This window comes from Clostridium sp. DFI.5.61, assembly GCF_024462915.1.
GTDB classification, from domain to species: Bacteria; Bacillota; Clostridia; order Oscillospirales; family Oscillospiraceae; genus Lawsonibacter; species Lawsonibacter asaccharolyticus.
Window position 1 is genome coordinate 20,054 of the sequence record NZ_JANGBZ010000014.1, and the last position, 22,871, is coordinate 42,924.

A 22,871-nucleotide genomic window follows, 5' to 3' on the forward strand; every position below is an offset into this window, starting at 1 on the left:
AGATCGATCAGAATTCAGAATAGATAAGAGCCGTCCCCCTGAGACCAGTGGGACGGCTCTTTCTGTCTTATAACAAAAGGACAGGGGGCGGTATGCGATGCATACCGCCCCCTGTCCCTGTTCCGCATTGCACGGATGGACTGCGATGGGGGAGGGATCAATAGTTCCCCTTGCCGTCGTTCCACTTCCAGTCCCGGACCTCGGGCAGGTCCTGGCCGTAGGTGGTGATATACTGGCGGTGCTCCACCAGCTTATCCTGCATCTCCTGAATGAGATAGGAGGCAGTGTTGCCCAGCTGGGGCAGACGCTTGACGGTGTCGATGACCAGGTCGAAGCGGTCGATGTCGTTCTGCACCCGCATGTCGAAGGGAGTGGTGATGGTGCCCTCCTCCTTGTAGCCGCGGACGTGCAGATTCTTGTTGCGGCGGCGGTAGGTCAGCTCATGCACCAGGGTGGGATAGCCGTGGAAGGCGAAGATGATGGGCTTGTCCTTGGTGAAGAGGGCGTCATAGTCCTCGTCAGTGAGGCCGTGGGGGTGCTCGGTGTGGGGCTGGAGCTTCATCAGGTCCACCACGTTGACCACCCGGATCTTCAGGTCGGGCAGGTAGTGGCGCAGGATGGTGACAGCAGCCAGGGTCTCCAGAGTGGGGGTGTCGCCGCAGCAGGCCATGACCACGTCGGGCTCACAGCCCTGGTCATTGGAAGCCCACTGCCAGATGCCGATGCCCTGGGTGCAGTGCTTGACGGCCTGCTCCATGGTCAGCCACTGGGGACGGGGGTGCTTGGAGGCGACCATGACGTTGACGTAGTTGCGGCTCTTGATGCAGTGGTCGAAGCAGCTGAGCAGGCAGTTGGCGTCCGGGGGCAGGTAGAGGCGCACCACGTCCGCCTTCTTGTTGGCCACGTGATCCAGGAAGCCGGGGTCCTGGTGAGTGAAGCCGTTGTGGTCCTGCTGCCACACGTTGGAGGAGAGGACGTAGTTCAGGGAGGCGATCTTCTGCCGCCAGGGCAGCTGGTTGCACACCTTCAGCCACTTGGCGTGCTGGGCTACCATGGAGTCCACGATGCGGATGAAGGCCTCGTAGCTGTTGAAGAAGCCGTGGCGGCCGGTGAGCAGATAGCCCTCCAGCCAGCCCTGGCACAGGTGCTCGGAGAGCATGGAGTCCATGACCCGGCCGTCCCGGTCCAGGTTCTCGTCCAGGTGCTCGTCGATGGGGTCCTCCCAGCGGCGGCCGGTGACCTCAAAGACGGGGGAGAGGCGGTTGGAGGCGGTCTCGTCGGGGCCGAAGACCCGGAAGTTCCGGGACTCCATATTCAGCTCCATCACGTCCCGGACATAGGTGCCCATAACGGTCATGTCCTGGGCCTCCACCGCGCCGGGCTGGGGAACATCCACCGCGTAGTCCCGGAAGTCGGGGGTGCGCAGGTCCCGGAGGAGCAGGCCGCCGTTGGCGTGGGGGTTGGCGCCCATGCGGCGGTTCCCCTTGGGGGCCAGGGCCTGGAGCTCAGGGATCAGAGTGCCGTTCTCATCGAACAGCTCCTCGGGGCGGTAGCTCTTCAGCCACTGCTCCAGCTCCTGGACGCGGCCGGGGGCGCCGTCGTGGACGGCGATGGGCACCTGATGGGCGCGCCAGCAGCCCTCCAGCGGCTTGCCGTCCACCTCCTTGGGGCCGGTCCAGCCCTTGGGGGAGCGCAGGACGATCATGGGCCAGCGGGGCCGGGTGACGTCGCCGGTGGAGCGGGCGTACTCCTGGATGCGCTGGATCTCCCGGACGGCCCAGTCCAGGGCGGCGGCCATCTTCTGGTGCATGACCATGGGGTCGTCCCCCTCCACGAAGCGGGGCTCCCAGCCGCAGCCCTTGAAGAACATCTCCGCCTCTTCGTGGGAGATGCGGGAGAAGACGGTGGGGTTGGCGATCTTAAAGCCGTTGAGGTGGAGGATGGGCAGCACCGCGCCGTCCGTCTTGGGATTGAGGAACTTGTTGGAATGCCAGGCGGTGGCCAGGGGGCCGGTTTCCGCCTCGCCGTCGCCCACCACGCAGGCGGCGATCAGGTCGGGGTTATCCATGACCGCGCCAAAGGCGTGGGACAGGGAGTAGCCCAGCTCGCCGCCCTCATTGATGGAGCCGGGGGTCTCGGGGGCCACGTGGCTGGCGATGCCGCCGGGGAAGGAGAACTGCTTGAACAGCTTCTTCATGCCCTCGGCGTCCCGGCTGATGTTGGGGTAGATCTCCGTATAGGAGCCGTCCAGGTAGTCCTGGGCCACCATGGCGTTACCGCCGTGGCCGGGGCCGGAGAGGTAGATCATGTCCAGGTCATACTTGTTGATGACCCGGTTCAGGTGGGTGTAGATGAAGTTCTGACCAGGGCAGGTCCCCCAGTGGCCCACGATGGTGCGCTTCAGGTGCTCGGGCTTCAGGGGCTCCCGCAGCAGGGGGTTGTCCAGCAGGTAGAGCTGGCAGGCGGCCAGATAGTTGGATGCCCGCCACCAGGCGTTGATGAGCTCCAGCTGGCTTTTGGTGAGGGGATCCTTCTTGGACATGCGGGCGGGCGCTTTGGCGGCCGCTTTTTCCTTTGCATTGGTCTGATTAGACATAAGATAGCCTCCTTCTTCAAGCTATTTACAAGGATTAGTATATTCTAAACATTGAAAAAGTCAATAAGAAAAGAAAAAATAATATGTTAAAAAACGGTGAATAAAATTTATGAAATGAGTTAAAGTAAACAAATGGCCCGACGGCCCGCTGGAATATCCAGAGGGCCGCCGGGCCGGAGCTTATGGAAGAGCCTCGCAGAGTTCGCGCCCGCAGGCGCAAATCAAGTTGTGATCTGTTTTCCGCGGCGGCATGTGCGCCGGGGGAAAGCACTGCTCAGGCTACTGAGCGCTCCGCTTGGAGCGGTTGATGGCAGAGAGGATGCCGCGCAGGGGGGCCAGGTTAATGTTATGGGAGACGCCCACGCCCCAGTACTTCCTGCCGTCCCGCTGGTCCTGGAGCAGGATGTAGGCCACGCCCTGGGAGTCGGAGCCGTCGGTGATGGCGTGGGACTTGTAATCCAGGAAGGTGAAGTGGGACATCTTCTCGTCCTTGATGGCGTTGAAGAAGGCGTCGATGGGGCCATTGCCCTCGCCGGAGACCTGGAAGATCGTGTCCGTGTGCTGGATGGTGCCCCAGAAGGTGACATGGGAGTGCCCCTCGGCGTCGATGCTCTCGGTAAAGGCGTGCTTGAGCATCCGGTAGGGGGCGTCAATGTTCAGGTACTCCTCCTTGAACAGCTCGTAGATGCGCTCGGGGGCGATCTCGGTGCCCACCCGGTCGGTCTCCTTCTGGACGACGGCGCCGAACTCGGGGTGCATCAGCTTGGGCAGGTCGAAGCCGAAGTTGTGCTCCATCACATAGGCGGAACCGCCCTTGCCCGACTGGCTGTTGATGCGGATGATGGGTTCATACTGCCGGCCCACGTCGGCGGGGTCGATGGGCAGGTAGGGGATCTCCCAGAAGTCGGAGTTGGACTCCTTCATATACTGGGTGCCCTTGTTGATGGCGTCCTGGTGGCTGCCGGAGAAGGCGGTGAAGACCAGCTCGCCGGCATAGGGCTGCCGCTCGCCCACCTTCATCTTGGTGCAGCGCTCGTACATCTCCCGGATCTTGTTGATATTGGAAAAGTCCAGCCTGGGGTCCACGCCCTGGGTGTACATATTCAGAGCCAGGGTGATCATATCCACGTTGCCGGTGCGCTCACCGTTGCCGAAGAGGGTGGCCTCCACCCGCTCCGCCCCGGCCAGCAGTCCCATCTCGGTGGTGGCTACGCCGGTGCCCCGGTCATTATGGGGGTGGAGGGAGATGATGGCGCAGTCCCGGGAGGGGAGCCTGCGGATGAAATACTCCAGCATGTCGGCAAACTGGTTGGGCATGCAGTTCTCCACCGTGGTGGGCAGGTTGAGGATGACCTTACGCTCCGGGGCGGCGTGGAGGTGCTCCAGCACCGCCTGGCAGACCTCCACGGCATAGTCCATCTCCGTACCCATGAAGGACTCGGGGGAGTACTCGAACCGGAGGTTCATACCCGACTGGATCAGGGGCTGGGACATCTCGTAGATCAGGTCGGCGGCATCGGTGGCGATCTTGGTGATCTCATCGGTGTCCATGTGGAAGACCACCTTGCGCTGGAGGGTGGAGGTGGAGTTGTAGAAGTGGAGGATGACGTTTTTGGCGCCCTGGATGGCCTCGAAGGTCTTGCGGATCAGGTGCTCCCGGGCCTGGACCAGCACCTGGATGGTCACATCGTCAGGGATGTGGCCCCCCTCGATCAGCTCGCGGCAGATCTCATACTCGGTCTCACTGGCGGAGGGAAAGCCGATCTCGATCTCCTTGACGCCGATGTCCACCAGGGTGTGAAAATATTCCAGCTTCTCCTCCAGGTTCATGGGGTCCACCAGAGCCTGGTTGCCGTCCCGCAGGTCCACAGAACACCAGACGGGGGCCTGGGTGATGACGCGGTCCGGCCAGGTGCGGCCCTGGATGGGCTGGGGCTGGAAGGGGATGTACTTTTGATATCCGGGTTTCATATGGGGTGCCTCCTTTACATTCTGCGGGGGACAAAAACGACGCCCCCGACTTTTTCAAGTCAGGGGCGTCGGAAATGACGCGGTACCACCCTGGTTCGGCCGCCGGTTACCCGAAAGCGGCCCTCATAAGCCTCGAACAAGGCTGAGGCCGGTAACGGGGCCATACGTCTCATCCTACTCACAGATTCGGACAAGCTGCTCGGGGACCAGTATCCACAGGGGGCCGCACGCCGGTTCCCACCAACCACCGGCTCTCTGAAGGGGGCTGACCCTGTCTTTTTTCCCGTCACTGCATTTGTTGAATGTTATTTTAGCGGAGGAGGCCGGCTTTGTCAAGAGAAAAATGAGACAGACCTGAAAAAGGCGGGGACAAATTAAAAAATCTTAATGGAGCGGGAAAAACATAAATGGGATATTGATTCGGCTTGTGGTACAATTGAGGGGACAAGGAGGCGGGAAAGGGATGAGACGGATCGGTGCGTGGATGATGGCGCTCCTGCTGTGCGTCGTCGGGACAGGATGCGGGAGGCAGCTCGGGAGCCCGATATCCTATGAGGATTTTACGGGCACCTATCCCGTGGAGGGCTATGTCCCAAGCCAGGAGGACCTGGGGCGGGCACCCTATTCCTATGCCGGAGCAGGTCCGCATTTTTCTGTGGTCCTGAACGTCAGACAGGCCAGCGAGGCGGAACGGTCCGTGCTCATACAGGGAAAGTGGGCCTCAGCAGAGACCATGGCTCAGAGCGGGGCGGATTTCCCGGAGCGCAGTGAGGAGTACAACGCCCTGGCTCTGAAGGCGACGGAGGAGGCCATGGCGCTGGAGGAGGCGGAGCAGATCTATCTGACGGAGCTGCTGGTGACCCATAACGGAACGGAAGCAGAGCAGTTCCGCTACTCCGTCTCTGACGGCGGGACGCTTTATCTGTCTGGGTATGCGGCGGGCGGAGAGGTCTGGTGCCGGCTGGCCAACACGCCGGACGGGAGCTATACCGAGGGGCTCCTGCTCCCCTTCCGTCAGCAGTACAGCATGGAGATCTGTTATGGGGAGGAACGGGAGGAGATCGCCCTCACCCTTCAGGAGCAGGCGGGATGAAAGGCGCCGGCCGCGGGCATGCGGCCGGCGCCTTTCCCACAGCGGCATATCCACGCCCCCGGGGTGCATAAAGTGGAGCGAGATGGGGAGAGGGAGGGACAGGCCGTGGTGGAAAAGATCATGCTGGAGGGAGGCGGGACCCTCTCCCTGCGGGAGGACGGCCCCAGGGTGCACACCGAGGCGCGCCGCCAGAACGACGGCCAGGGGCTCTATAAGGTGTGGCTGCGGGGCGGCGGAAAGGGACGGCTGCTGCTGGGAACGCTGGTGCCGGAGGGGGGAGAGCTGGTGCTGAGCCGGACCCTGAGCCGCCGTACTCTGGAGGATGCGGGCTGCTGGCCGGTGGCGGGAGGGAGGGCTGTGATGGCCTATCCTTTTACAGAGGAGAGCGCCGGAGAGTGGTACTGGGAGGAGGAGCCCTGGAAGCTGGTGTCCGACCCAGTGCTGGTGCAGGCGGCCCGGAGCTGGGGGCCCCTGCTGGTGCAGCGGGGCAGGGAGGAGGTGCGGCTGGCCGCCTCCTTCCGCGGCGGCGGGCAGTTCCCGCTGGTCCCCCTCTTCTGCTTCGGGACGGTGGGCCAGATCCGGGGAAGGGAATATGTGATCTTTCTGTTTGATCGGCAGGGGACCCCTAAAATGCCGTATAATTTTGGAAAAGGCGGGAAACCTAAGGCCGTAGATCAGAGCCGATGACGGCTGAAGGAGGAATTCGTATGCCCATTTTGACCACCAAGGAGCTCCAGGCCCTCAATGACCAGCTGGACTTTGAGCGGGTGCTCCACTGCAAGTATCTGGCCGCGGTCCAGGAGAGCACCGACCAGGAGCTGAAGACCATGTTCCAGAACTGCGCCAGCCAACACCTTCAGAACTACAACACCCTGCTGGATCAGCTGCGCTGAGGAGGAGAACGAATGAACGATCAGGAACGTATGACAGATTTTCTGTGCAGTGAGAAGAAGATGACCTCCAACTATGACACCTACGCCTCGGAGTGCGTCAACATCCCCCTGCGGGACGCCTTCCTCGGCCTGTTCAACCAGGGGCACCACACCCAGACCGAGCTGTTCCAGCTGGCCCAGTCCAAGGGCTGGTACCAGCCCGAGCAGGCCCAGGCGGACAAGATCAGCCAGGCTTACACCAAGTTCTCCAACCAGAAGCCCACAGGACAGCAGTAAGACCGGAGCGCAGCCCGCGCCGGGCCCCAAGTGCGGAGGCCCGGCGCGGGCCCTTTTTCCGGGGCGGGAAAAAGAGTTGGGGAAAAAGGCCGGCATCCATTGAAAAACAGGGGGAGATTGCGTATAATCAAGGGGATAAAACGCCAAGTGAGGAAAGAGACTGACTATGTACCGTATCGATATCATGACCCTGTTCCCCGACGTGGTGGGGGACATGCTGTGCGAATCCATCCTGGGCCGGGGGCAGGAGCGGGGCTACATCCGCATCGAGTGCCACCAGATCCGGGACTACACATTGAATAAGCAGCGGCAGGTAGACGACTACCCCTACGGCGGCGGCCGGGGGGCGGTGATGCAGGCCGACCCCCTCTACCAGTGCTGGAAGCACATCTGTGAGGAGGCGGGGGAGCGGGTCCATACCATTTACTTATCTCCCGCAGGCAGGACCTTCCGCCAGGGGGATGCCCGGCGGCTGAAGGACAGCTACCAGCGGCTGATCCTGGTCTGCGGGCACTACGAGGGGATCGACGAGCGGTTCGTGGAGGAGTGCGTGGACGAGGAGATCTCCCTGGGGGACTTTGTGCTCACCGGCGGGGAGATCCCGGCCATGGCGGTGGCGGACGCGGTGTGCCGGCTGGTGCCCGGGGTGCTGTCCGACCCGGAGTGCTATGAGAACGAGAGCCACTGGAACGGTGCACTGGAGGCGCCCCAGTATTCCCGGCCGGAGGTGTGGCACGAGAGAGCGGTGCCCCCCATCCTCCTGTCAGGCAACCACGCCAAGGTGGACCAGTGGCGGCGGAAGCAGTCCATCCTGCGTACCCGCCGCCGCCGCCCCGACCTCTATGAGCGGCTGGATCTGTCCTCCAAGGCGGACCAGAAGATCCTGAAGGAGCTGCGCGCCGAGGAGCCGGAGCTGTTCCCGGAGGACTGACCCGGGCCGCGGGGGGATCTGGAGCAGTACACTGCCCCAGGCCCCGGTTTTCTGTGGAGGCGCTGATCCCTTCCGGCCCATGTAGGGGCGGGGCTTGTCCCGCCCTTCTCGAAAAAGCGGGACGGGGAAAGGAAGACCCCTCATCCGTCGCGGCGTGCGCCGTGACACCTTTCCCCCGGAGGGGGGAAGGCTTTGGGGGGGCGGGGCCGAGAGGGGGACAGCCCACGCCGCAGCATTTCTCCCTAAAGGGGAGGGGTTGGGCGGTTACAGAGGTCCGCCTCGGTAAGCGGCGGGGGACTGCGCCCTCCGGGGCGATCCTGCACACGGGAGGCGCCGCGGTTTTACTTTACATTTGGGCGGAACTGTGGTATAGTATCGTAAATCTAATATCTAATATCATGTTCGGGGATGAAAAGTATGAGTTTCAAGATCATTGTGGACAGCTGCTGCGACCTGACCGGGACCATGTTGAAGGACCCCTGCTTTGTGAAGGTGCCTCTGACCATTCGGGTGGAGAACAGCTCCTTCGTGGACGACGCCTCCCTGGACCGGAGCGACCTGCTGTGGGCCATGAAGCAGAGCGAGGACGCCCCCTCCACCGCCTGCCCCGCCCCCCAGAGCTATCTGGACGCCTACCAGTGCGGCGCGGATGACATCTATGTGGTCACCCTGTCCGCCCTGCTCAGCGGCTCCCACAACAGCGCGGTCCAGGCCCGGGTCCTGCTGGAAGAGGAGGAACCGGAGCGCAACGTCCACGTGTTCAACTCCTGCTCCGCTTCCTCTGGAGAGGTGCTGACGGCGCTGAAGATCCGGGAGCTGGCGTCCTCCGGGATGCCCTTCAAGAAGGTGGTCCGGGAAGTGGAGCAGTATATCTGCCAGATGCAGACCCTTTTCGTGCTGGAGTCCCTGGAGAATCTGCGGAAGAACGGACGGCTGACCAAGCTGCAGGCGGTGGTCACCGGGGCGCTGCGGATCAAGCTGCTGATGGGGGCCACCCCTCAGGGGGAGATCTGCAAGCTGGGCCAGGCCCTGACCATGAAGCAGGCTCTGGGCAAGCTGGTGGACCGGATGGCGGCGGACCCGGATCATCAGGGGCGGGTGGCGGCGGTGTGCCACTGCAACTGCCTGGAGCGGGCTTTCGCCCTGAAGGAGCAGATCGAGGCCAAATGCCAGTTCCAGCAGGTCCTGATCCTGGAGGCCGGCGGGATTACCACCGTCTACGCCAACGACGGCGGCGTGGTCGTGGCCTATTAAAACAGTCAAAAAGCCCCGCTCCGTCTGTATGCCCGTCCCCGGCGGGGGAGGCCCGGGGGAGCTTCGTCCCCAGGAGCACAGAAGGAGCTCAGAAGTGAAAAAAGGAGTGTTTCAGAGATGTCCATGACAAGAGAGCAGGCCTGGGACCTGCTGACCCAGTATAACCAGGAGGAGTTCCACCTGCGCCACGCCGTTACAGTGGAGCACGTGATGCGCTGGTTCGCCCGGGAGCTGGGCTATGGGGACCGGGAGGAGTTCTGGGGGATCGTGGGTCTGCTCCACGACCTGGATTTTGAGCGCTGGCCGGAGGAGCACTGCAAAAAGTCCCAGGAGCTGATGCGGCAGGCCGGGGTGGAGGAGGAGATCGTCCGGGCCACCGCCAGCCACGGCTGGGGCCACTGTGTGGACATCAAGCCGGAGCAGGAGATGGAGAAGGTCCTCTTCGCGGTGGACGAGCTCACCGGGCTGATCGGGGCGGCCGCCCTGATGCGCCCCTCCAAAAGCGTGTCCGACATGGAGCTCAAGTCCCTGAAGAAGAAATTCAAGGACAAGAAATTCGCCGCAGGCTGCTCCCGGGACGTGATCGCCCAGGGGGCGGAGCTGCTGGGCTGGGAGCTGGACCAGCTGCTGGACCGCACTCTGGCAGCCATGCGGGCGGAGGAGGCCGCCATTGAGGAGGCCGCTGCCCAGGGCTGAGACATATAAAAAAACACCCCCGGGACCGTGAACAGGTCCCGGGGGTGTTTTTTGTACAGAGGCGCCCATCAGGGCATGTCCAGCAGGGAACAGGAGAGAGCCTCCCCCTCTGGGAGGACGAGGCCGAAGGTGCTGCGGGCGCTGCCTGGATTGAGGACCCAGAGGCCGTCCGGCTCCTGGAAGCAGCAGGGGCGGTGGGTGTGGCCGAAGAGCAGAAGGTGGGCCCCGGCGTTCCGGGCCGCCCGGAGGGCGGCGTCATACCCCTGCTTCACATGCCAGATGTGCCCGTGGGAGAGGAGGACGCGCTTGCCGCACACCATGAACTGGCGCTCCAGAGGATCTGTGGTCCAGCCGTCGCAGTTGCCGGGCACGGTGACCATGGACAGCTTGGGGTAGAGGAGGGCCAGCTCCTCGGCGTCCCGCTGGAGGTCGCCCAGGTGGACCACCAGGTCGGGCTGCTGCTCCTCGATGGCCTGGATCATGCCGCCGGTGTAGCGGTGGGAGTCGGAAAACACAAGAATTTTCAAAAGAGTCACCTTACCTCGTCTGGCGCATATACTGGAATGAAATCCTCTTGGAAGGGAGATCCGGTATGAATCAGGAAAGAAGCGGCAAAAAGGGGCAGGAGAGCCTGCCCGCCGATCTGGTCAAAAATAAGGAGGCCCTCAACCGTCTGGCCAGATCCGGCGATGCCCAGCGGCTGATGGAGCTGCTGCGGCAGGGGGGCGGTATCCAGGGGGCGGCGGAGGCCGCCGTGAAAGGGGACACCAGCCAGCTGGTGGGAATGATGCAGCGGCTGATGAACACCCCGGAGGGAGGCGAGCTGGTGGAGCGCATCAGCCGCCAGGCCAGGCAGTCGGGCCTGACCGACTGAGTCCCCGCACAGGAGGGGGAAAGGAGGGGCTGCCCTGTGGGGGAGATGGAAGACAAGCTGAACGCGATCCTCAATGACCCGTCCGCCATGGGGCAGATCATGGCGCTGGCCCAGTCCCTGGGCGGCGGCGCTCCCCGGCCGCAGGCCTCCCCGGCGGGGGAGGCCGCCCAGGGGGCGGAGCAGACCGGCGCCAGGGAGGCGGAGGCGCCCGCTTCGGCGGGGAGCGCTCCGCCGGCCCTGACGGGGGGAGAGGAGCCGCTGGCCGCCCTGGGGGAGATCGACCCCGGCATGATCCAGATGGGGATGCGGCTGCTGCGGGAGTATCAGGGGGAGGACGACCGAACGGTGGCCCTGCTCAACGCCCTGCGCCCCTTCCTGAAGGAGAGCCGCCTGGCCAAGCTGGACCGGGCGGTGCAGATCTCCCGGCTGGCCCGGGTGATCCGGGTCCTCTTCCGCGGCATGGGAGAAGGGGGGCGGGGCGATGTATAACCGCTATATCCCCCAGAATGGTACTTATACCCGGGTGGTGGAGCAGGACGGCCCGGAGGAGGGGGCCCGGCGTCCGGCACCCCATCCGCCCGGGCCGGAGCGGGGGGAGCCGGGGGAGAACGGGCCCCGGGGCTCCGCAGGACCTCCACCCGGGGCAGCCCGGGGCGCGCCCGGAGGAGGAGGCCGCCGGCCTGCCCCGGGTCCCATGGGCTTTGGCGGCCTGGGGGACCTGCTCTCAGGGGAGAAGAGCCCGCTGAACGCCCTGTTCGGCGGGGACAAGGGGGGGATCAACGGCATCCTGAAAGTCCTCCGGCTGGAGGAGCTGGACAGCGGGGATATCCTGCTGATCCTGATCATCCTGCTCCTGCTGGTGGAGGGGGACAACATGGACCTGGTCATCACCCTGGGGCTGCTGCTCCTGCTGGGGCTGGCGGATGACAGGAAGGAGGAGAAGCAAGGGGGGTGAGCTCCTCCTCAAATGCTGTGGAGCACCGTTCCGTCCGGCAGCTGAAAGGTGGTGCCGGAGGGGCAGGACTGGATGGGAGAATAGGCGGTCATGCGGTAGAGCAGCTCCTCCCCCTCCAGAGTCTCAGAGGAGATGAGCAGCCCGCTCTCCACGCTGATCCAGTAGCGGTCCACCCGCTCCCCGCCGGGGGCGGATACCTCCACATAGATGCAGGGGATGCCCCCCCTGGAGTCGTCGTAGCCGGTGCCGGTGATCTGCTCCGGGTCCGCGTCCAGCACGGTCTCATAGGTGGGGATGTGCTGGGCCAGATCGGCGGAGCCGCCCTCCGCCGGGGCGGTGAGGTAGTCGGAGGACCCCTCATACCAGTAGTAGACGGTGTCCTCGCTGATGAGGTCGTGGCGGATCAGACCGGAGGGGAGGACCTGACGGGTATGGGACCAGCCTCCGTCCACCCAAGTCTGGACGGAGGTGGCACTGGAGCCCCCGGTCCAGAAGGTCTCTACCGTCAGCTCCCAGTAATAGCTGGTGGAGCGCTCCAGGGTGCGGATGACGCTCTGGACGGTCTGGGGGGTCACCTCCACCCGCTGGAACAGCTCGGCGGACTGAGAGGAGCCTCCCCCCTCCTGGCTGCTGGAGGAGGCGCCGGGCTCAGGGAGCTGGATATGTTCGGTGCGCATAGAGAAGAGGCTGCGGCCGAAGCTGGTGAACATGGCCGCCACGATGAGAAGGGTGACGGCGATGGCGATGATCAGGCGGTTTTTTTGGTCCATGGCCGGCTCCTTTCTCGTGGGGTCAGACAGAGGTCAGGGATGGAAGGGGGCGGGGGGCTGCGCCCGTAGACCGAAGCGGTACTCGATGGCGTCAGCGATGCGCCCGCAGGCCCGGCCGTCGCCGTAGGGGTTGGCGGCGTGGGCCATGGCGGCATAGGCCGCCGGATCGGTGAGCAGGCGGGAGGCCATCTGGAAGATGAGCTCCTCCTCGGTGCCCGCCAGCTGGACCGTCCCCGCGGCCACCGCCTCGGGGCGCTCCGTCTCCCGACGCAGGACGAGCACCGGCTTGCCCAGGGCGGGGGCCTCCTCCTGGAGCCCGCCGGAGTCGGTCATCACCAGATGGCAGCGGGCCATCAGGTTGTGCATCTCGTCCACCGCCAGTGGGGCGATGAGGTGGATGCGGGGGTGGCCGTCCAGGTACTGATGGGCCGCCTCCTGGACCACCGGGGAGAGGTGGACCGGATAGACCAGCTCCACGTCGGGGAAGGCGTCGGCCACCCGGCGCAGGGCGGTCATGATGTGGGCCATAGGCGTTCCGTAGTTCTCCCGCCGGTGGCAGGTGACCAGGATCACCTTTCGGTTGACATAATCCAAATCATTGAGGACGCCTTCTGAAAAATGAAAGTCTTTTACAACTGTGGTCTGGAGCGCGTCGATCACCGTGTTGCCGGTCAGAAAGACGCCCTGCTCGATCCCTTCCCGGGCCAGATTGTCCCGGTTGGAGGGGGTGGGGCAGAAGTGCAGGTCAGCGATGGCGCTGACCATCCGGCGGTTCATCTCCTCCGGGTAGGGGGAGTATTTGTCATAGGTGCGCAGGCCGGCCTCCACGTGGCCCACGGGCACCCGGTGGTAGAAGGCGGCCAGGGCGCCGGCGAAGGTGGTGGAGGTGTCACCGTGGACCAGGACCAGGTCGGGTCGGGCCTGCTCCAGCACCTCCTCCATGCCCAGCAGGCACTTGGAGGTGATGGTGGACAAGGTCTGCCGGGGCTCCATGATGTTCAGGTCGAAGTCGGGCACCAGGCGGAAGATGTCCAGCACGGAGTCCAGCATCTGCCGGTGCTGGGCGGTGACACAGCACAAGGCGTCGATCTGGGGGCGGCGGGAGAGCTCCAGGGCCAGGGGGGCCATCTTGATGGCCTCCGGCCGGGTGCCGAAGATGGTCATGACTCGGATACGGTTCATTTGTCGGAACGGTCCTCCTCACCGAAGAAATTGTCGTTGCCGGCGATCTGGGTCTTGGAGGGGGGGCGGTGCTGCCGGCCCTTGGCCTCCCCCGCGGCGCCGGAGCCGCCGCTGTCGCTGTGGGACAGGTAGAGCCTGCCCCCGAAGGCGCCCGCCATGCACAGGGCCAGCAGGAAGAGCATGGCCTTCATGGCGTTGTTGGTGGTGAGCACCACCGCGGACAGGCCCAGGATGGCGCTGATGAGATAGAGCACCGCCACCGCCTGCTTCTGGGTGAAGCCCATGTCGATGAGCCGGTGGTGGATGTGTCCCCGGTCGGGGGCCATGGGGCTCTGCCCCCGGGCCAGCCGCCGCAGGATGGCGAAGCAGGTGTCGAAGATGGGCAGGCCCAGCACCAGGAAGGGGACGGCGAAGGAGATGATGGCGTAGGACTTGAACAGCCCCTGGATGGAGACGGTGGCCAGCACGAAGCCCAGGAAGGTGGAGCCGGTGTCCCCCATGAAGATCTTGGCCGGGTTCAGGTTATAGGGGAGAAAGCCAATGCAGGCGCCGGCCAGGGCGGCCATGAGGATGGCCACCTGGGCCTCGGCCACCGTCAGGGCGATGACCAGCATGGTCATGGAGCTGATGGTGGACACGCCGCAGGCCAGGCCGTCCAGCCCGTCGATCAGGTTGACGGCGTTGGTGATGGCCACGATCCACAGCACAGAGATGGGGATGGACAGCACGCCCAGGTGCCAGTAGGGGTCGCTGCTGAAGATGTTGGGGTTGGAGAGGTAGTCGATCTGGTTGCCCATCAGCACGGCGATGAGGGCCGCGCCGATCTGGACGGCGAACTTCAGCTTGGCGGACAGAGCATAGATGTCGTCAAAAATGCCCAGAATGACGATGACCACCGCGCCCAGCAGCATGCCCCGCAGCTGGGTGGTGAGGGGCAGGAAGAGCAGCACGCTGAGGATGAAGCCGAAGAAGATGGCCAGCCCCCCCATCCGGGGGATGGGGTGGTCATGCATCCGGCGACTGTCCCGGGGGACATCCACCGCACCGATCTTGAAGGCCAGGGAGCGGACCACCGGGGTGGCGATCAGAGCCACCACCGCGGCCACCAGCAGGGCGGCGGCCACAGAGCCCACCACCTGAAGGGAAATATCCGTGGGAACGTTCATGGGAAAACCCCTTTTGCAGAATTGATGTGGGGAAGGAGGCGGGAGCGGGCGCCCGGTCAGCGGGCCACAAAGCCCACCTTTTTATAGACCTTCCGCAGAGTCTTGGCGGCAAGGTGGGAGGCGCGCTCCGCACCCTCCTTGTAGATGCCCTCCAGATACGCCTTGTCGGCCATGAGGCGGCCGGCCTCCTCCCGGATGGGCCGGAGGAGCTCCACCACCGCGTCGCCCACCGCGGGCTTGAACACGCCGTAGCCCTGGCCCTGGAAGACCTCCTCCGCCTCCTCCGGGCTCTTGCCGGTGGCGGCGCAGTAGATGGTCAGCAGGTTGGAGATGCCCGGCTTGTGCTCCGGGTCGAAGCGGACCTGGGTCTCGCTGTCGGTGACCGCCCGCTTGAACTTCTTCTGGATGACCTCGGGGGTGTCCATGAGGAAGACGCAGCCGTCCGGATCGGACTTGCTCATCTTGCTGGAGGGGTCCCCCAGGCTCATCACCCGGGCGCCCATCTTGGGGATGAAGGGCTCGGGGAGGGTGAAGGTGTCGCTGTACACGCCGTTGAAGCGCTGGGCCACGTCCCGGCACAGCTCCACGTGCTGCTTCTGGTCCTGACCCACCGGGACCAGGTCGGCCTGGTAGAGCAGGATGTCCGCCGCCATCAGCACCGGGTAGGTGAACAGGCCGGCGGTGATGTTGTCGGCGTGCTTTTTGGACTTGTCCTTGAACTGGGTCATGCGGGACAGCTCCCCAAACTGGGTGTAGCAGCCCAGCACCCAGGCCAGCTCGGCGTGCTGGGGCACGTGGCTCTGGATGAAGATGACGCTCCGGACCGGGTCCAGGCCGCAGGCGATATACTGGGCCAGCTGCTCCAGGGTGCGCCGGCGCAGCAGGGCCGGGTCCTGGCGGACGGTGATGGCGTGCATGTCCACGATGCAGTAGATGCAGTCGTACTCATCCTGAAGGGGGACCCAGTTCTTGATGGCTCCCATATAAGAGCCCAGGGTCAGATCGCCGCTGGGCTGGATGCCGCTGAAGATGCGCTTGCGGGGGGCGGAGTTGGCTTGCTCCATGGAAAAGACCTCGTTTCTGTCGTGATTTCAGATCGGGAAGGGAAGAAGACCCCTATCTTAACAAGAATAGCACAGGAATGGAAAAAGTGCAAGAATCCCGTTGAAATTCCGGCGGAGTGTTTCATTGAAATTTTTCTTCTTCTGTGATAACATACCATAAAACCCATAAAACCAGTCAAATTTTTTCCGCGGCCTCAGGCCGCGGCGGCCCAAATCGGGAAAGGAGCGTATCCCATGTCCGACATCAGGGAATATTTCGACAGTCTGCGGGGGAAGAGGATCGCCGTGATCGGCATGGGGGTCAGCAACACGCCGCTGATCCGGATGCTGCTGCGGGCGGATCTGGACGTGACCGTGTGCGACAGGGCCCAGCGGGAGCGGGTGGAGGAGCAGGCGGAGGAGCTGGAGAGCCTGGGAGCCCGGCTGCGGCTGGGGGAGGCGTATCTGGAGGGGCTGGATCAGGACGTGATCTTCCGCACCCCCGGCCTGCACCCCGGCCACCCCGCCCTGGAGGCGGCCCGGGCCCGGGGGGCGGAGGTCACCTCGGAGATGGAGCTGTTCTTCCGCCTGTGCCCCTGCCGCCTGATCGGTGTGACGGGCAGCGACGGCAAGACCACCACCACCACCATCCTTGCGGAGTTCCTGAAAGAGGCGGGATACAACGTCTATGTGGGGGGCAATATCGGCAAGCCCCTGCTGCCAGATGTGTCCGGCATGGAGCCGGAGGACTTTGCGGTGCTGGAGCTGTCCTCCTTCCAGCTGATGACCATGGAGCAGAGCCCCCACATCGCCGTAATGACCAATCTGTCCCCCAACCACCTGGACTACCACAGATCCATGGGGGAGTATATCGCCGCCAAGGAGAACATCTTCCTCCACCAGGGGGAGGGGGACCGGGCCATCTTCAACTATGACAACCAGCTGACCCGGGACCTGGCGGAGAAGGCCGGGGGGGCGGTCACCTTCTTCAGCCGCCGGGCGCGGCTGGAGGAGGGGGTCTACCTCCGGGACGGGGCCATCTGGCTCACCAACGCCCAGGGCAGCCGGGAGGTGCTGCCCACCCGGGACATCCGGCTGCCCGGGGTGCACAACATCGAAAACTACATGGCGGCCATCGCCGCCGTGGACGGACTGGTGCCGGACAAGTGCGTCCGGGCGGTGGCCGCCCGCTTCCAGGGGGTGGAGCACCGCATCGAGCTGGTGCGGGAGCTGGACGGAGTGAAGTACTACAATGACTCCATCGGCACCAGTCCCAGCCGCACCGTGGCCTGCCTGGAGTCCTTCCCGGAGCCGGTGATCCTCATCGCCGGGGGCTATGACAAGGGCATCCCCTTCCACGCCCTGGCCCTGGAGATCCGGGAGCGGGTCAAGACCCTGGTCCTCACCGGGGACACGGCCCGGGCCATCCGGCAGGCAGTGGAGGAGGCGGAGGGCGGCCGCGGCTGCCCGGAGATCATCCAGACCGAGGACCTGGCCGGGGCGGTGGAGGCCGCCCGCCGGGCGGCGGGGCCGGGGGACGTGGTGGTGCTGTCCCCCGCCTGCGCGGCCTTCGACCGCTTCAAGAACTTCATGGAGCGGGGCCGGGCGTTCAAGGAGCTGGTCCGGTCCCTGTGACCGGAAGCACAAAGGAGGAACACTGAGTTGGATCATGATGCGATACTTTCCCGCCTGTGCGGCCTGGGCGCCCCCAGCGGATTCGAGGGGCCGGCGTCCCGGGCGGCGGCGGAGCTGCTCCGCCCTCTGGCGGACGAGGTGACCGTGGACCGGATGGGCAGCGTGCTGGCCCTGCGCCGGTGCGGCAGGGAGGGGGCGAAGCGGCTGCTGCTGGACGCCCATCTGGACGAGATCGGCTTTGTGGTCACCGGCCATGAAGAAGGGTATCTGAAATTTGCCCCCCTGGGCGGAGTGGACCCCAGGATGCTCCCCGACCGGGAGCTCACCGTCCTCACCGATTCCCCCCTGGCTGGGGTGGTGGCCTGTCTGCCCCCCCATGTCCAGACCCGGGAGGACATGGACAAGTCCATCCCCATCCGGGAGCTCTGCCTGGATGTGGGGCTGAGCCAGGAGGAGGCGGAGCGCCGGGTGCCGGTGGGCACCCCGGCGGTCTTCCGCGGGGGCTGCTTTCCTCTGGGGCAGGAGCTGATCTGCGGCAAGTCCCTGGATGACCGCGCCTGCTTCGCCGCCCTGCTGGGGGCCCTGGAGCTGCTGAAGGACCGGAGGCTGGATGTGGACCTGTACGTGCTGGGCAGCGTGTGCGAGGAGGTGGACAGCACCGGGGCAGTGACCGCGGCCTATGGGGTGGTCCCAGACCTGTGCGCGGCGGTGGACGTGACCCACGGGGACAGCCCGGATGCCCCCAAGGAAAAGACCTTCCCTCTGGGCAAGGGGCCCGTCATCGGCGTGGGCCCCAACTGCACCCGCTGGATGGAACAGCGGATGCGCCGCAAGGCGGAGGAGCTGGGGATGGCGGTCCAGACCGAGGTAATGGCGGGCCACTCCGGCACCAACGGCTGGCCCCTCCAGGTGAGCCGGGAGGGGGTGGCCACGGCGGTGCTCTCCCTGCCCCTGCGGTATATGCACACCCCCATCGAGGTCATCAGCCGCCGGGACCTGGAGGACCTGGCCCGGCTGCTGGCCGCCTTTGTGGAGGGGATCGGAGAGGAGGCGGAGTCCCGATGAAGGAGCTGCTGAAGACCCTGTGCGCCCTGAACGGCGTGTCGGGGGACGAGGACCAGGTGCGGGAGTTCCTGGCGGAACGGGCCAGGCCCTGGGCCCGGTCTATGAAGGTGGACCCCCTGGGCAACCTGATCGTGTGGAAGAAGGGGGCCAGAGCGGCCGGGGACCGGCTGATGCTGTGCGCCCACATGGATGAGGTGGGGCTCATCGTCACCCACGTCACCGAAGAGGGCTTTCTGAAATTCGACTTCGTGGGCGGCGTGGACCGCCGGGTGGCCATCGGCAAGCCGGTGGTCCTGGGCCCGGACCGGGTGCCCGGCGTGGTGGGGATCAAGGCCATCCACCTGGTCAGCCGGGACGAGGAGAAGAAGGTCCCCAAGACCGACGCCTTCTACCTGGACATCGGGGCGAGGGACCGGGAGGAGGCCCTCTCCAGGGTGGAGCCGGGGACCTACGGCTCCTTCGTCTGCACGCCGGAGGAGTTCGGGGAGGGCCTGTTCAAGGCCAAGGCCATCGACGACCGGGTGGGCTGTGCCGTGCTGCTCAAGCTGCTGGAGGAGGACCTGCCCATGGACGTGGTCTTCGTCTTTACTGCCCAGGAGGAGGTGGGCACCCGGGGAGCCTTTGGGGCCGCCTTCTCTGTGGCTCCGGAGACCGCCCTGGTGCTGGAGACCACCACCGCCGCTGACCTGCCCGGGGTGGAGGGACACCGCAGAGTGTGCGCCCCCGGCAGGGGCCCCGTGATCTCCTATATGGACGGGGGGACCATCTACGACCGCGGGCTCTTTGAGGACCTGCGCCGGCTGGCGGAGGACAACGGCATCCCCTGGCAGACCAAGGAGTATATCGCCGGGGGCAACGACGCCCGGACCATCCAGCGCTCCCGGGCCGGGGTGCGGGTGGCCGCCCTCTCCGCCGCTGTGCGCTATCTCCACGCCCCGGCCAGCGTGGGCAGCCTGGCGGATTTTGAGGACATGCTCGCACTGACCCGGCTGTTCGTGGCCGACCAGGCCGCCCGGCTGTGAGAGAGGAAGCGGGCTAGGTGAACGAGAGAAAGGGCCGGGTCCTGGAGGCCCTGCTGGAGACCGTGGAGTTCGCGGTCCTCAGCTATGCCATGTCCGGGGCGGCCTTCGCCCTGCGGAGAGATCCCCTGTGGATCTTGTTCATGGTGGTGGAGATCCGGCTGCTCCAGAAATACTGGGCGGCCCTGGGCCGCTGCCTGACCGCCCGGTGGGCCCGGTGGACGCTGGCCGCCCTTGGGGTGGCCGCCTGCCTGACCGCGGCGGCGCTGTTCGGCCCCCTGCCGGTGCCGGAGGTGCCCGGCCTGCTGGGGTGAGGGGGCCCAGCCTCCGCCCAAAGAATATGAGAGTGCATGAAAATAGGAGTGAACTATGGAACTGTTTGAATTGATCCAGACCTTGAACCGGGCCCACGGCCCCTCGGGGGACGAGGGGGAGATCCGGGAGGTCATCCGGGCCCTGGCGGAGCCCTATGCCGACGAGATCACCGCAGACACCATGGGCAGCCTGATCGTCCACAGGCGGGGGAAGGGGCCCAAGCTGCTCCTCGCCGCCCACATGGACTCCATCGGCTTCGTCGTCACCCACATCGAGAAGGAGGGCTTCCTCCGGGTGGGGCGGCTGGGAGGCGTCAGCCCCAAAGAGGCGGCCTACACCCCCGTCCGCTTCAAAAGCGGCCTGCGGGGGGTCTTTGCCCCGGAGGAGAAGGCCGACTTCGGCAAGCTGAAGCTGGACGAGTGCTTCCTGGACATCGGCGCCGGGGACGAGGCGGCGGCGAAACAGCTGGTCCAGGTGGGGGACAGCGCGGTCTATGACACCCCCGCTTTCCGTACAGGGGACCTGGTGGTCTCCCCTTATCTGGACGACCGGATCTCCTGCGCGGTGCTGCTCTCCGCCCTGGAGCGAATCGGGGAGTGCCCCAACGACCTCTACCTGGTGTTCACCGCCCAGGAGGAGGTGGGGCTGCGGGGGGCACGGACCGCCGCCTGGTCCATCGCCCCGGACTACGCCGTGGCAGTGGACGTGACCGATGTGGACGACACGCCCGGCTCGGAGCGCGCGGGCACGGCCCGGCTGGGCCGGGGCGCGGCGGTGAAGGTGATGGACTCCTCCGTCATCTGCCACCCCGCCATGGTGGCGCTGCTGGAGGACACCGCCCGGGAGGGGGACATCCCCGTCCAGCGGGACATCATGCGGGCGGGGGGCACCGACGCGGGGGCCATCCACCTGACCCGCACCGGCGTCATCACCGGGGGCATCTCAGTGCCCTGCCGGTATATCCACACCCCGGCGGAGACCGCCAGCCTGTCCGACGCGGATGCCTGCGTCCGGCTGGCAGCCGCCCTGGCCCAGCGGCCGCTGGAGCAGCCCTGAGGGGGCGGCCGGGCGGGGAGAGCCCGTATGAAACCAAAGAAAGATAGGAATGAGCAAGGAATATGACATTACAGATAAGCCAGCGGGTCCTGGACCTGGGGGAGAAGGCCCGGCAGGGCCTGGCGGAGCAGTTTGCACGCATCGACGCCATTGCCGAGGAGAACACCGCCCGGGTGCTGTCCGCGTTCCAGAAGCACCGGGTGGCAGAGGGGTACTTTGCCGGCACAACCGGGTACGGGTATGACGACCTGGGCCGGGACCAGCTGGACCAGATCTACGCCGACCTGTTCGGCACCGAGGCGGCCCTGGTGCGCATCCAGTTCGTCAACGGCACCCACGCCATCACCTGCGCCCTCTTCGGGGCGCTGAAGGCGGGGGATGTGCTCCTGTCCGCGGTGGGGGCCCCCTATGACACCCTGATGGGGGCCATCGGCACGGCGGACAAGGGCCACGGCTCCCTGCGGGACTACGGGGTGGAATACCGGCAGGTAGAGCTGAAGGATGACTGCCCGGACCTGGAGGGGCTGGCCCGGGCGGCGGCGGACCCCCGGGTGAAGGCGGTGCTGATCCAGCGATCCAAGGGGTACTCCACCCGTGCCTCCCTGTCGGTGGCGGAGATCGGGGAGATGTGCCGCATCGTAAAGGAGGTCAACCCGGGCGCCGCCGTCCTGGTGGACAACTGTTACGGGGAGTTCGTGGAGACCCAAGAGCCCACCCATGTGGGGGCGGACCTGGTGGTGGGCTCCCTCATCAAGAACCCCGGCGGCGGACTGGCCCCCACGGGGGGATATGTCGCCGGCCGCCGGGACCTGGTGGAGGGGGCGGCCATGCGGCTGACCGCACCGGGCATCGGCGGGGAGTGCGGCTGCACCCTGGGGCAGAACCGCCTGCTCTACCAGGGGCTCTTCCTGGCCCCCCACACGGTGGCCCAGGCGGTGAAGACCGCCGTCTTCGCCGCCGGCGTGATGGAGCTGCTGGGCTATGAGACCGAGCCCGCCTCCTCCGCCGTCCGCCACGACATCATCCAGATGATCCATATGCGGGAGCCGGAGGCGCTGAAAAAGTTCTGCAAGGGCATCCAGTTCGGCGCGCCGGTGGACTCCTATGTGACGCCGGAGCCCTGGGACATGCCGGGCTACGACTGCCAGGTCATCATGGCCGCGGGGGCCTTCGTCCAGGGGGCCTCCATCGAGCTGTCCGCCGACGCCCCCATGCGCCCCCCCTACACCGTCTATCTCCAGGGCGGCCTCACCTTCGAGTCGGGCCGGCTGGGCGTGCTGCTGGCGGTGCAGGAGCTGCTGGGCGGGAAAGATTGACATAGGCCAAGCGCCCTGATGAATATCCTGACCCATAGGGGGTGAGGATATGGATATGCGATGCCGCCTGCGGGCCGTCCGCTGGCGGCTGGACCCGCCCCTCCGGGGACGGGCGCCCCGGCGGGGACCGGGGGGAGGACGGGGGCGGAGGTGGCTGCTCACCGCCCTGGTGGCCCTGGCCCTGGCCGCCGGGATCGTGGGGTGGCTCCAGCATCAGCTGCGCCCCCTGGTGGAGGCGGCGGCCCGGGCCCAGGCAGCCAACGCCCTCACCGCCGTCATCGACCGGGCCATCGCCGCCGACCTGGCGGAGCGGGACGTGGACTACGGGGACTTCGTCACCATCCAGCGGGACGCCTCCGGGGCCATCACCGCCATGACCACCGATATGGCGGCCCTGAACCAGCTGCGGGCTCAGCTGGTGGCCCAGATCCTCTCCGCACTGGAGGGGGTGGACGCCTCCGAGATCCGCATCCCCCTGGGCAGCCTGGTGGACAGCGAACTGGTGTGGGCCCGGGGCCCGGAGCTGCGGGTGCGGGCCCTGCGGGTGGGGACGGTGTCGGCGGAATTCCGCAGCGACTTCTCCCAGGCGGGGGTGAACCAGACCCTGCACCGCATCGAGCTGGAGGTGGCCGTCCCCGTGACGCTGATCCTGCCCGGCGGGCAGACGGAGCTGACCGTAGAGACCGGCCTGCGGGTGGCGGAGACCGTCATTGTTGGGGCGGTGCCCGACACATATCTGACCCTGAACGGGGCCGCGTGATACAG

24 protein-coding genes and 1 other annotated feature are annotated in these 22,871 nt (G+C 65.7%); of the genes, 17 read left to right on the plus strand and 7 right to left on the minus strand.

The features are described 5' to 3' along the window. Positions 1–157 precede the first annotated feature (157 nt). Entirely contained in the window at positions 158–2,542 is a 2,385-nt protein-coding gene (locus NE584_RS08980; RefSeq protein WP_202973721.1) for a phosphoketolase, read from the minus strand. 333 nt (positions 2,543–2,875) lie between these two features. After that, the gene (gene leuA / locus NE584_RS08985; protein WP_050624624.1) at positions 2,876–4,567 is read right to left on the minus strand and encodes a 2-isopropylmalate synthase; all 1,692 of its coding nucleotides are present in this window, start codon (positions 4,565–4,567) and stop codon (positions 2,876–2,878) included. Positions 4,568–4,625: 58 nt separating this feature from the next. Beyond that, positions 4,626–4,866: a binding site (T-box leader), on the minus strand. A 164-nt stretch (positions 4,867–5,030) separates the two neighbouring features. Between leuA and NE584_RS08990 the strand changes: the two genes are divergently transcribed. The 7 genes from NE584_RS08990 (at position 5,031) to NE584_RS09020 (ending at position 9,710) form a co-directional block, all read left to right on the plus strand. Continuing rightward, the gene (locus NE584_RS08990; RefSeq protein ID WP_133248315.1) at positions 5,031–5,660 is read left to right on the plus strand and encodes a hypothetical protein; all 630 of its coding nucleotides are present in this window, start codon (positions 5,031–5,033) and stop codon (positions 5,658–5,660) included. Positions 5,661–5,765: 105 nt separating this feature from the next. Next, positions 5,766–6,347, plus strand: a complete 582-nt coding sequence (locus NE584_RS08995) for a hypothetical protein (protein ID WP_256182659.1) — start codon at positions 5,766–5,768, stop codon at positions 6,345–6,347. 20 nt (positions 6,348–6,367) lie between these two features. After that, complete coding sequence (locus NE584_RS09000) at positions 6,368–6,553, plus strand: hypothetical protein (protein ID WP_050624627.1); 186 nt, start codon at positions 6,368–6,370, stop codon at positions 6,551–6,553. A 12-nt stretch (positions 6,554–6,565) separates the two neighbouring features. Further along, complete coding sequence (locus NE584_RS09005; protein ID WP_050624628.1) at positions 6,566–6,829, plus strand: spore coat protein; 264 nt, start codon at positions 6,566–6,568, stop codon at positions 6,827–6,829. A 166-nt stretch (positions 6,830–6,995) separates the two neighbouring features. Next, positions 6,996–7,760, plus strand: a complete 765-nt coding sequence (gene trmD / locus NE584_RS09010; RefSeq protein WP_050624629.1) for a tRNA (guanosine(37)-N1)-methyltransferase TrmD — start codon at positions 6,996–6,998, stop codon at positions 7,758–7,760. Between the two features lie 417 nt (positions 7,761–8,177). Then, complete coding sequence (locus tag NE584_RS09015; RefSeq protein WP_050624631.1) at positions 8,178–9,014, plus strand: DegV family protein; 837 nt, start codon at positions 8,178–8,180, stop codon at positions 9,012–9,014. Between the two features lie 117 nt (positions 9,015–9,131). Further along, positions 9,132–9,710: a hydrolase gene (locus NE584_RS09020; protein WP_337541999.1), complete on the plus strand. Its 579-nt coding sequence runs from the start codon at positions 9,132–9,134 to the stop codon at positions 9,708–9,710. Between the two features lie 68 nt (positions 9,711–9,778). On the opposite strand, the gene NE584_RS09025 is transcribed toward NE584_RS09020, so the two are convergent. After that, the gene (locus NE584_RS09025; RefSeq protein WP_077138761.1) at positions 9,779–10,237 is read right to left on the minus strand and encodes a metallophosphoesterase; all 459 of its coding nucleotides are present in this window, start codon (positions 10,235–10,237) and stop codon (positions 9,779–9,781) included. A gap of 65 nt (positions 10,238–10,302) precedes the next feature. On the opposite strand from NE584_RS09025, the gene NE584_RS09030 reads away from it, so the two are divergent. The 3 genes from NE584_RS09030 to NE584_RS09040 are packed head-to-tail and all read left to right on the plus strand — an operon-like array spanning position 10,303 to position 11,539. Next, the gene (locus NE584_RS09030; protein WP_050624633.1) at positions 10,303–10,584 is read left to right on the plus strand and encodes a hypothetical protein; all 282 of its coding nucleotides are present in this window, start codon (positions 10,303–10,305) and stop codon (positions 10,582–10,584) included. 36 nt (positions 10,585–10,620) lie between these two features. Further along, complete coding sequence (locus NE584_RS09035) at positions 10,621–11,073, plus strand: hypothetical protein (RefSeq protein ID WP_256182660.1); 453 nt, start codon at positions 10,621–10,623, stop codon at positions 11,071–11,073. Further along, positions 11,066–11,539, plus strand: coding sequence for a hypothetical protein (locus NE584_RS09040; protein WP_050624635.1), 474 nt, complete (start codon positions 11,066–11,068; stop codon positions 11,537–11,539). Before NE584_RS09035 ends, NE584_RS09040 begins: the two co-directional genes overlap by 8 nt. A gap of 8 nt (positions 11,540–11,547) precedes the next feature. Here the strand turns inward: NE584_RS09040 and NE584_RS09045 are convergent, their stop codons facing one another. Genes NE584_RS09045 through trpS form a run of 4 tightly spaced genes read right to left on the minus strand, consistent with a single transcriptional unit; the run spans position 11,548 to position 15,721 of the window. Next, positions 11,548–12,309 (minus strand): hypothetical protein, encoded by a 762-nt coding sequence (locus tag NE584_RS09045; protein WP_050624636.1) that lies wholly within the window; start codon positions 12,307–12,309, stop codon positions 11,548–11,550. 33 nt (positions 12,310–12,342) lie between these two features. Further along, complete coding sequence (gene wecB, locus NE584_RS09050; protein ID WP_256182661.1) at positions 12,343–13,491, minus strand: non-hydrolyzing UDP-N-acetylglucosamine 2-epimerase; 1,149 nt, start codon at positions 13,489–13,491, stop codon at positions 12,343–12,345. Next, positions 13,488–14,657 carry an MraY family glycosyltransferase gene (locus NE584_RS09055; RefSeq protein WP_050624638.1) on the minus strand — a complete coding sequence of 390 codons (1,170 nt, stop codon included), beginning with the start codon at positions 14,655–14,657 and terminating at the stop codon, positions 13,488–13,490. Before NE584_RS09055 ends, wecB begins: the two co-directional genes overlap by 4 nt. Positions 14,658–14,713: 56 nt before the next feature. Then, positions 14,714–15,721 carry a tryptophan--tRNA ligase gene (trpS, locus tag NE584_RS09060; protein ID WP_256182662.1) on the minus strand — a complete coding sequence of 336 codons (1,008 nt, stop codon included), beginning with the start codon at positions 15,719–15,721 and terminating at the stop codon, positions 14,714–14,716. 234 nt (positions 15,722–15,955) lie between these two features. Here trpS and murD point away from each other — a divergent pair, with 234 nt between their 5' ends. The 7 genes from murD to yunB all read left to right on the plus strand — a co-directional run bounded on the left by murD (position 15,956) and on the right by yunB (position 22,866). Further along, positions 15,956–17,335, plus strand: coding sequence for a UDP-N-acetylmuramoyl-L-alanine--D-glutamate ligase (gene murD / locus NE584_RS09065; RefSeq protein WP_256182663.1), 1,380 nt, complete (start codon positions 15,956–15,958; stop codon positions 17,333–17,335). Positions 17,336–17,362: 27 nt separating this feature from the next. After that, positions 17,363–18,400, plus strand: coding sequence for a M42 family peptidase (locus NE584_RS09070; RefSeq protein WP_256182664.1), 1,038 nt, complete (start codon positions 17,363–17,365; stop codon positions 18,398–18,400). Next, a complete protein-coding gene (locus tag NE584_RS09075; RefSeq protein WP_050624642.1) occupies positions 18,397–19,422 on the plus strand; it encodes a M42 family metallopeptidase in 1,026 nt (341 codons plus the stop codon). Before NE584_RS09070 ends, NE584_RS09075 begins: the two co-directional genes overlap by 4 nt. Positions 19,423–19,439: 17 nt before the next feature. After that, positions 19,440–19,733 (plus strand): hypothetical protein, encoded by a 294-nt coding sequence (locus NE584_RS09080; protein ID WP_050624643.1) that lies wholly within the window; start codon positions 19,440–19,442, stop codon positions 19,731–19,733. Between the two features lie 55 nt (positions 19,734–19,788). Next, on the plus strand, positions 19,789–20,790 hold the full coding sequence (locus NE584_RS09085) for a M42 family metallopeptidase (protein WP_108981308.1): 1,002 nt from the start codon (positions 19,789–19,791) through the stop codon (positions 20,788–20,790). A 62-nt stretch (positions 20,791–20,852) separates the two neighbouring features. Next, on the plus strand, positions 20,853–22,106 hold the full coding sequence (locus tag NE584_RS09090) for a methionine gamma-lyase family protein (protein ID WP_108981307.1): 1,254 nt from the start codon (positions 20,853–20,855) through the stop codon (positions 22,104–22,106). 49 nt (positions 22,107–22,155) lie between these two features. Next, the gene (yunB, locus tag NE584_RS09095; RefSeq protein WP_256182665.1) at positions 22,156–22,866 is read left to right on the plus strand and encodes a sporulation protein YunB; all 711 of its coding nucleotides are present in this window, start codon (positions 22,156–22,158) and stop codon (positions 22,864–22,866) included. The last annotated feature ends 5 nt before the right edge of the window (positions 22,867–22,871 follow it).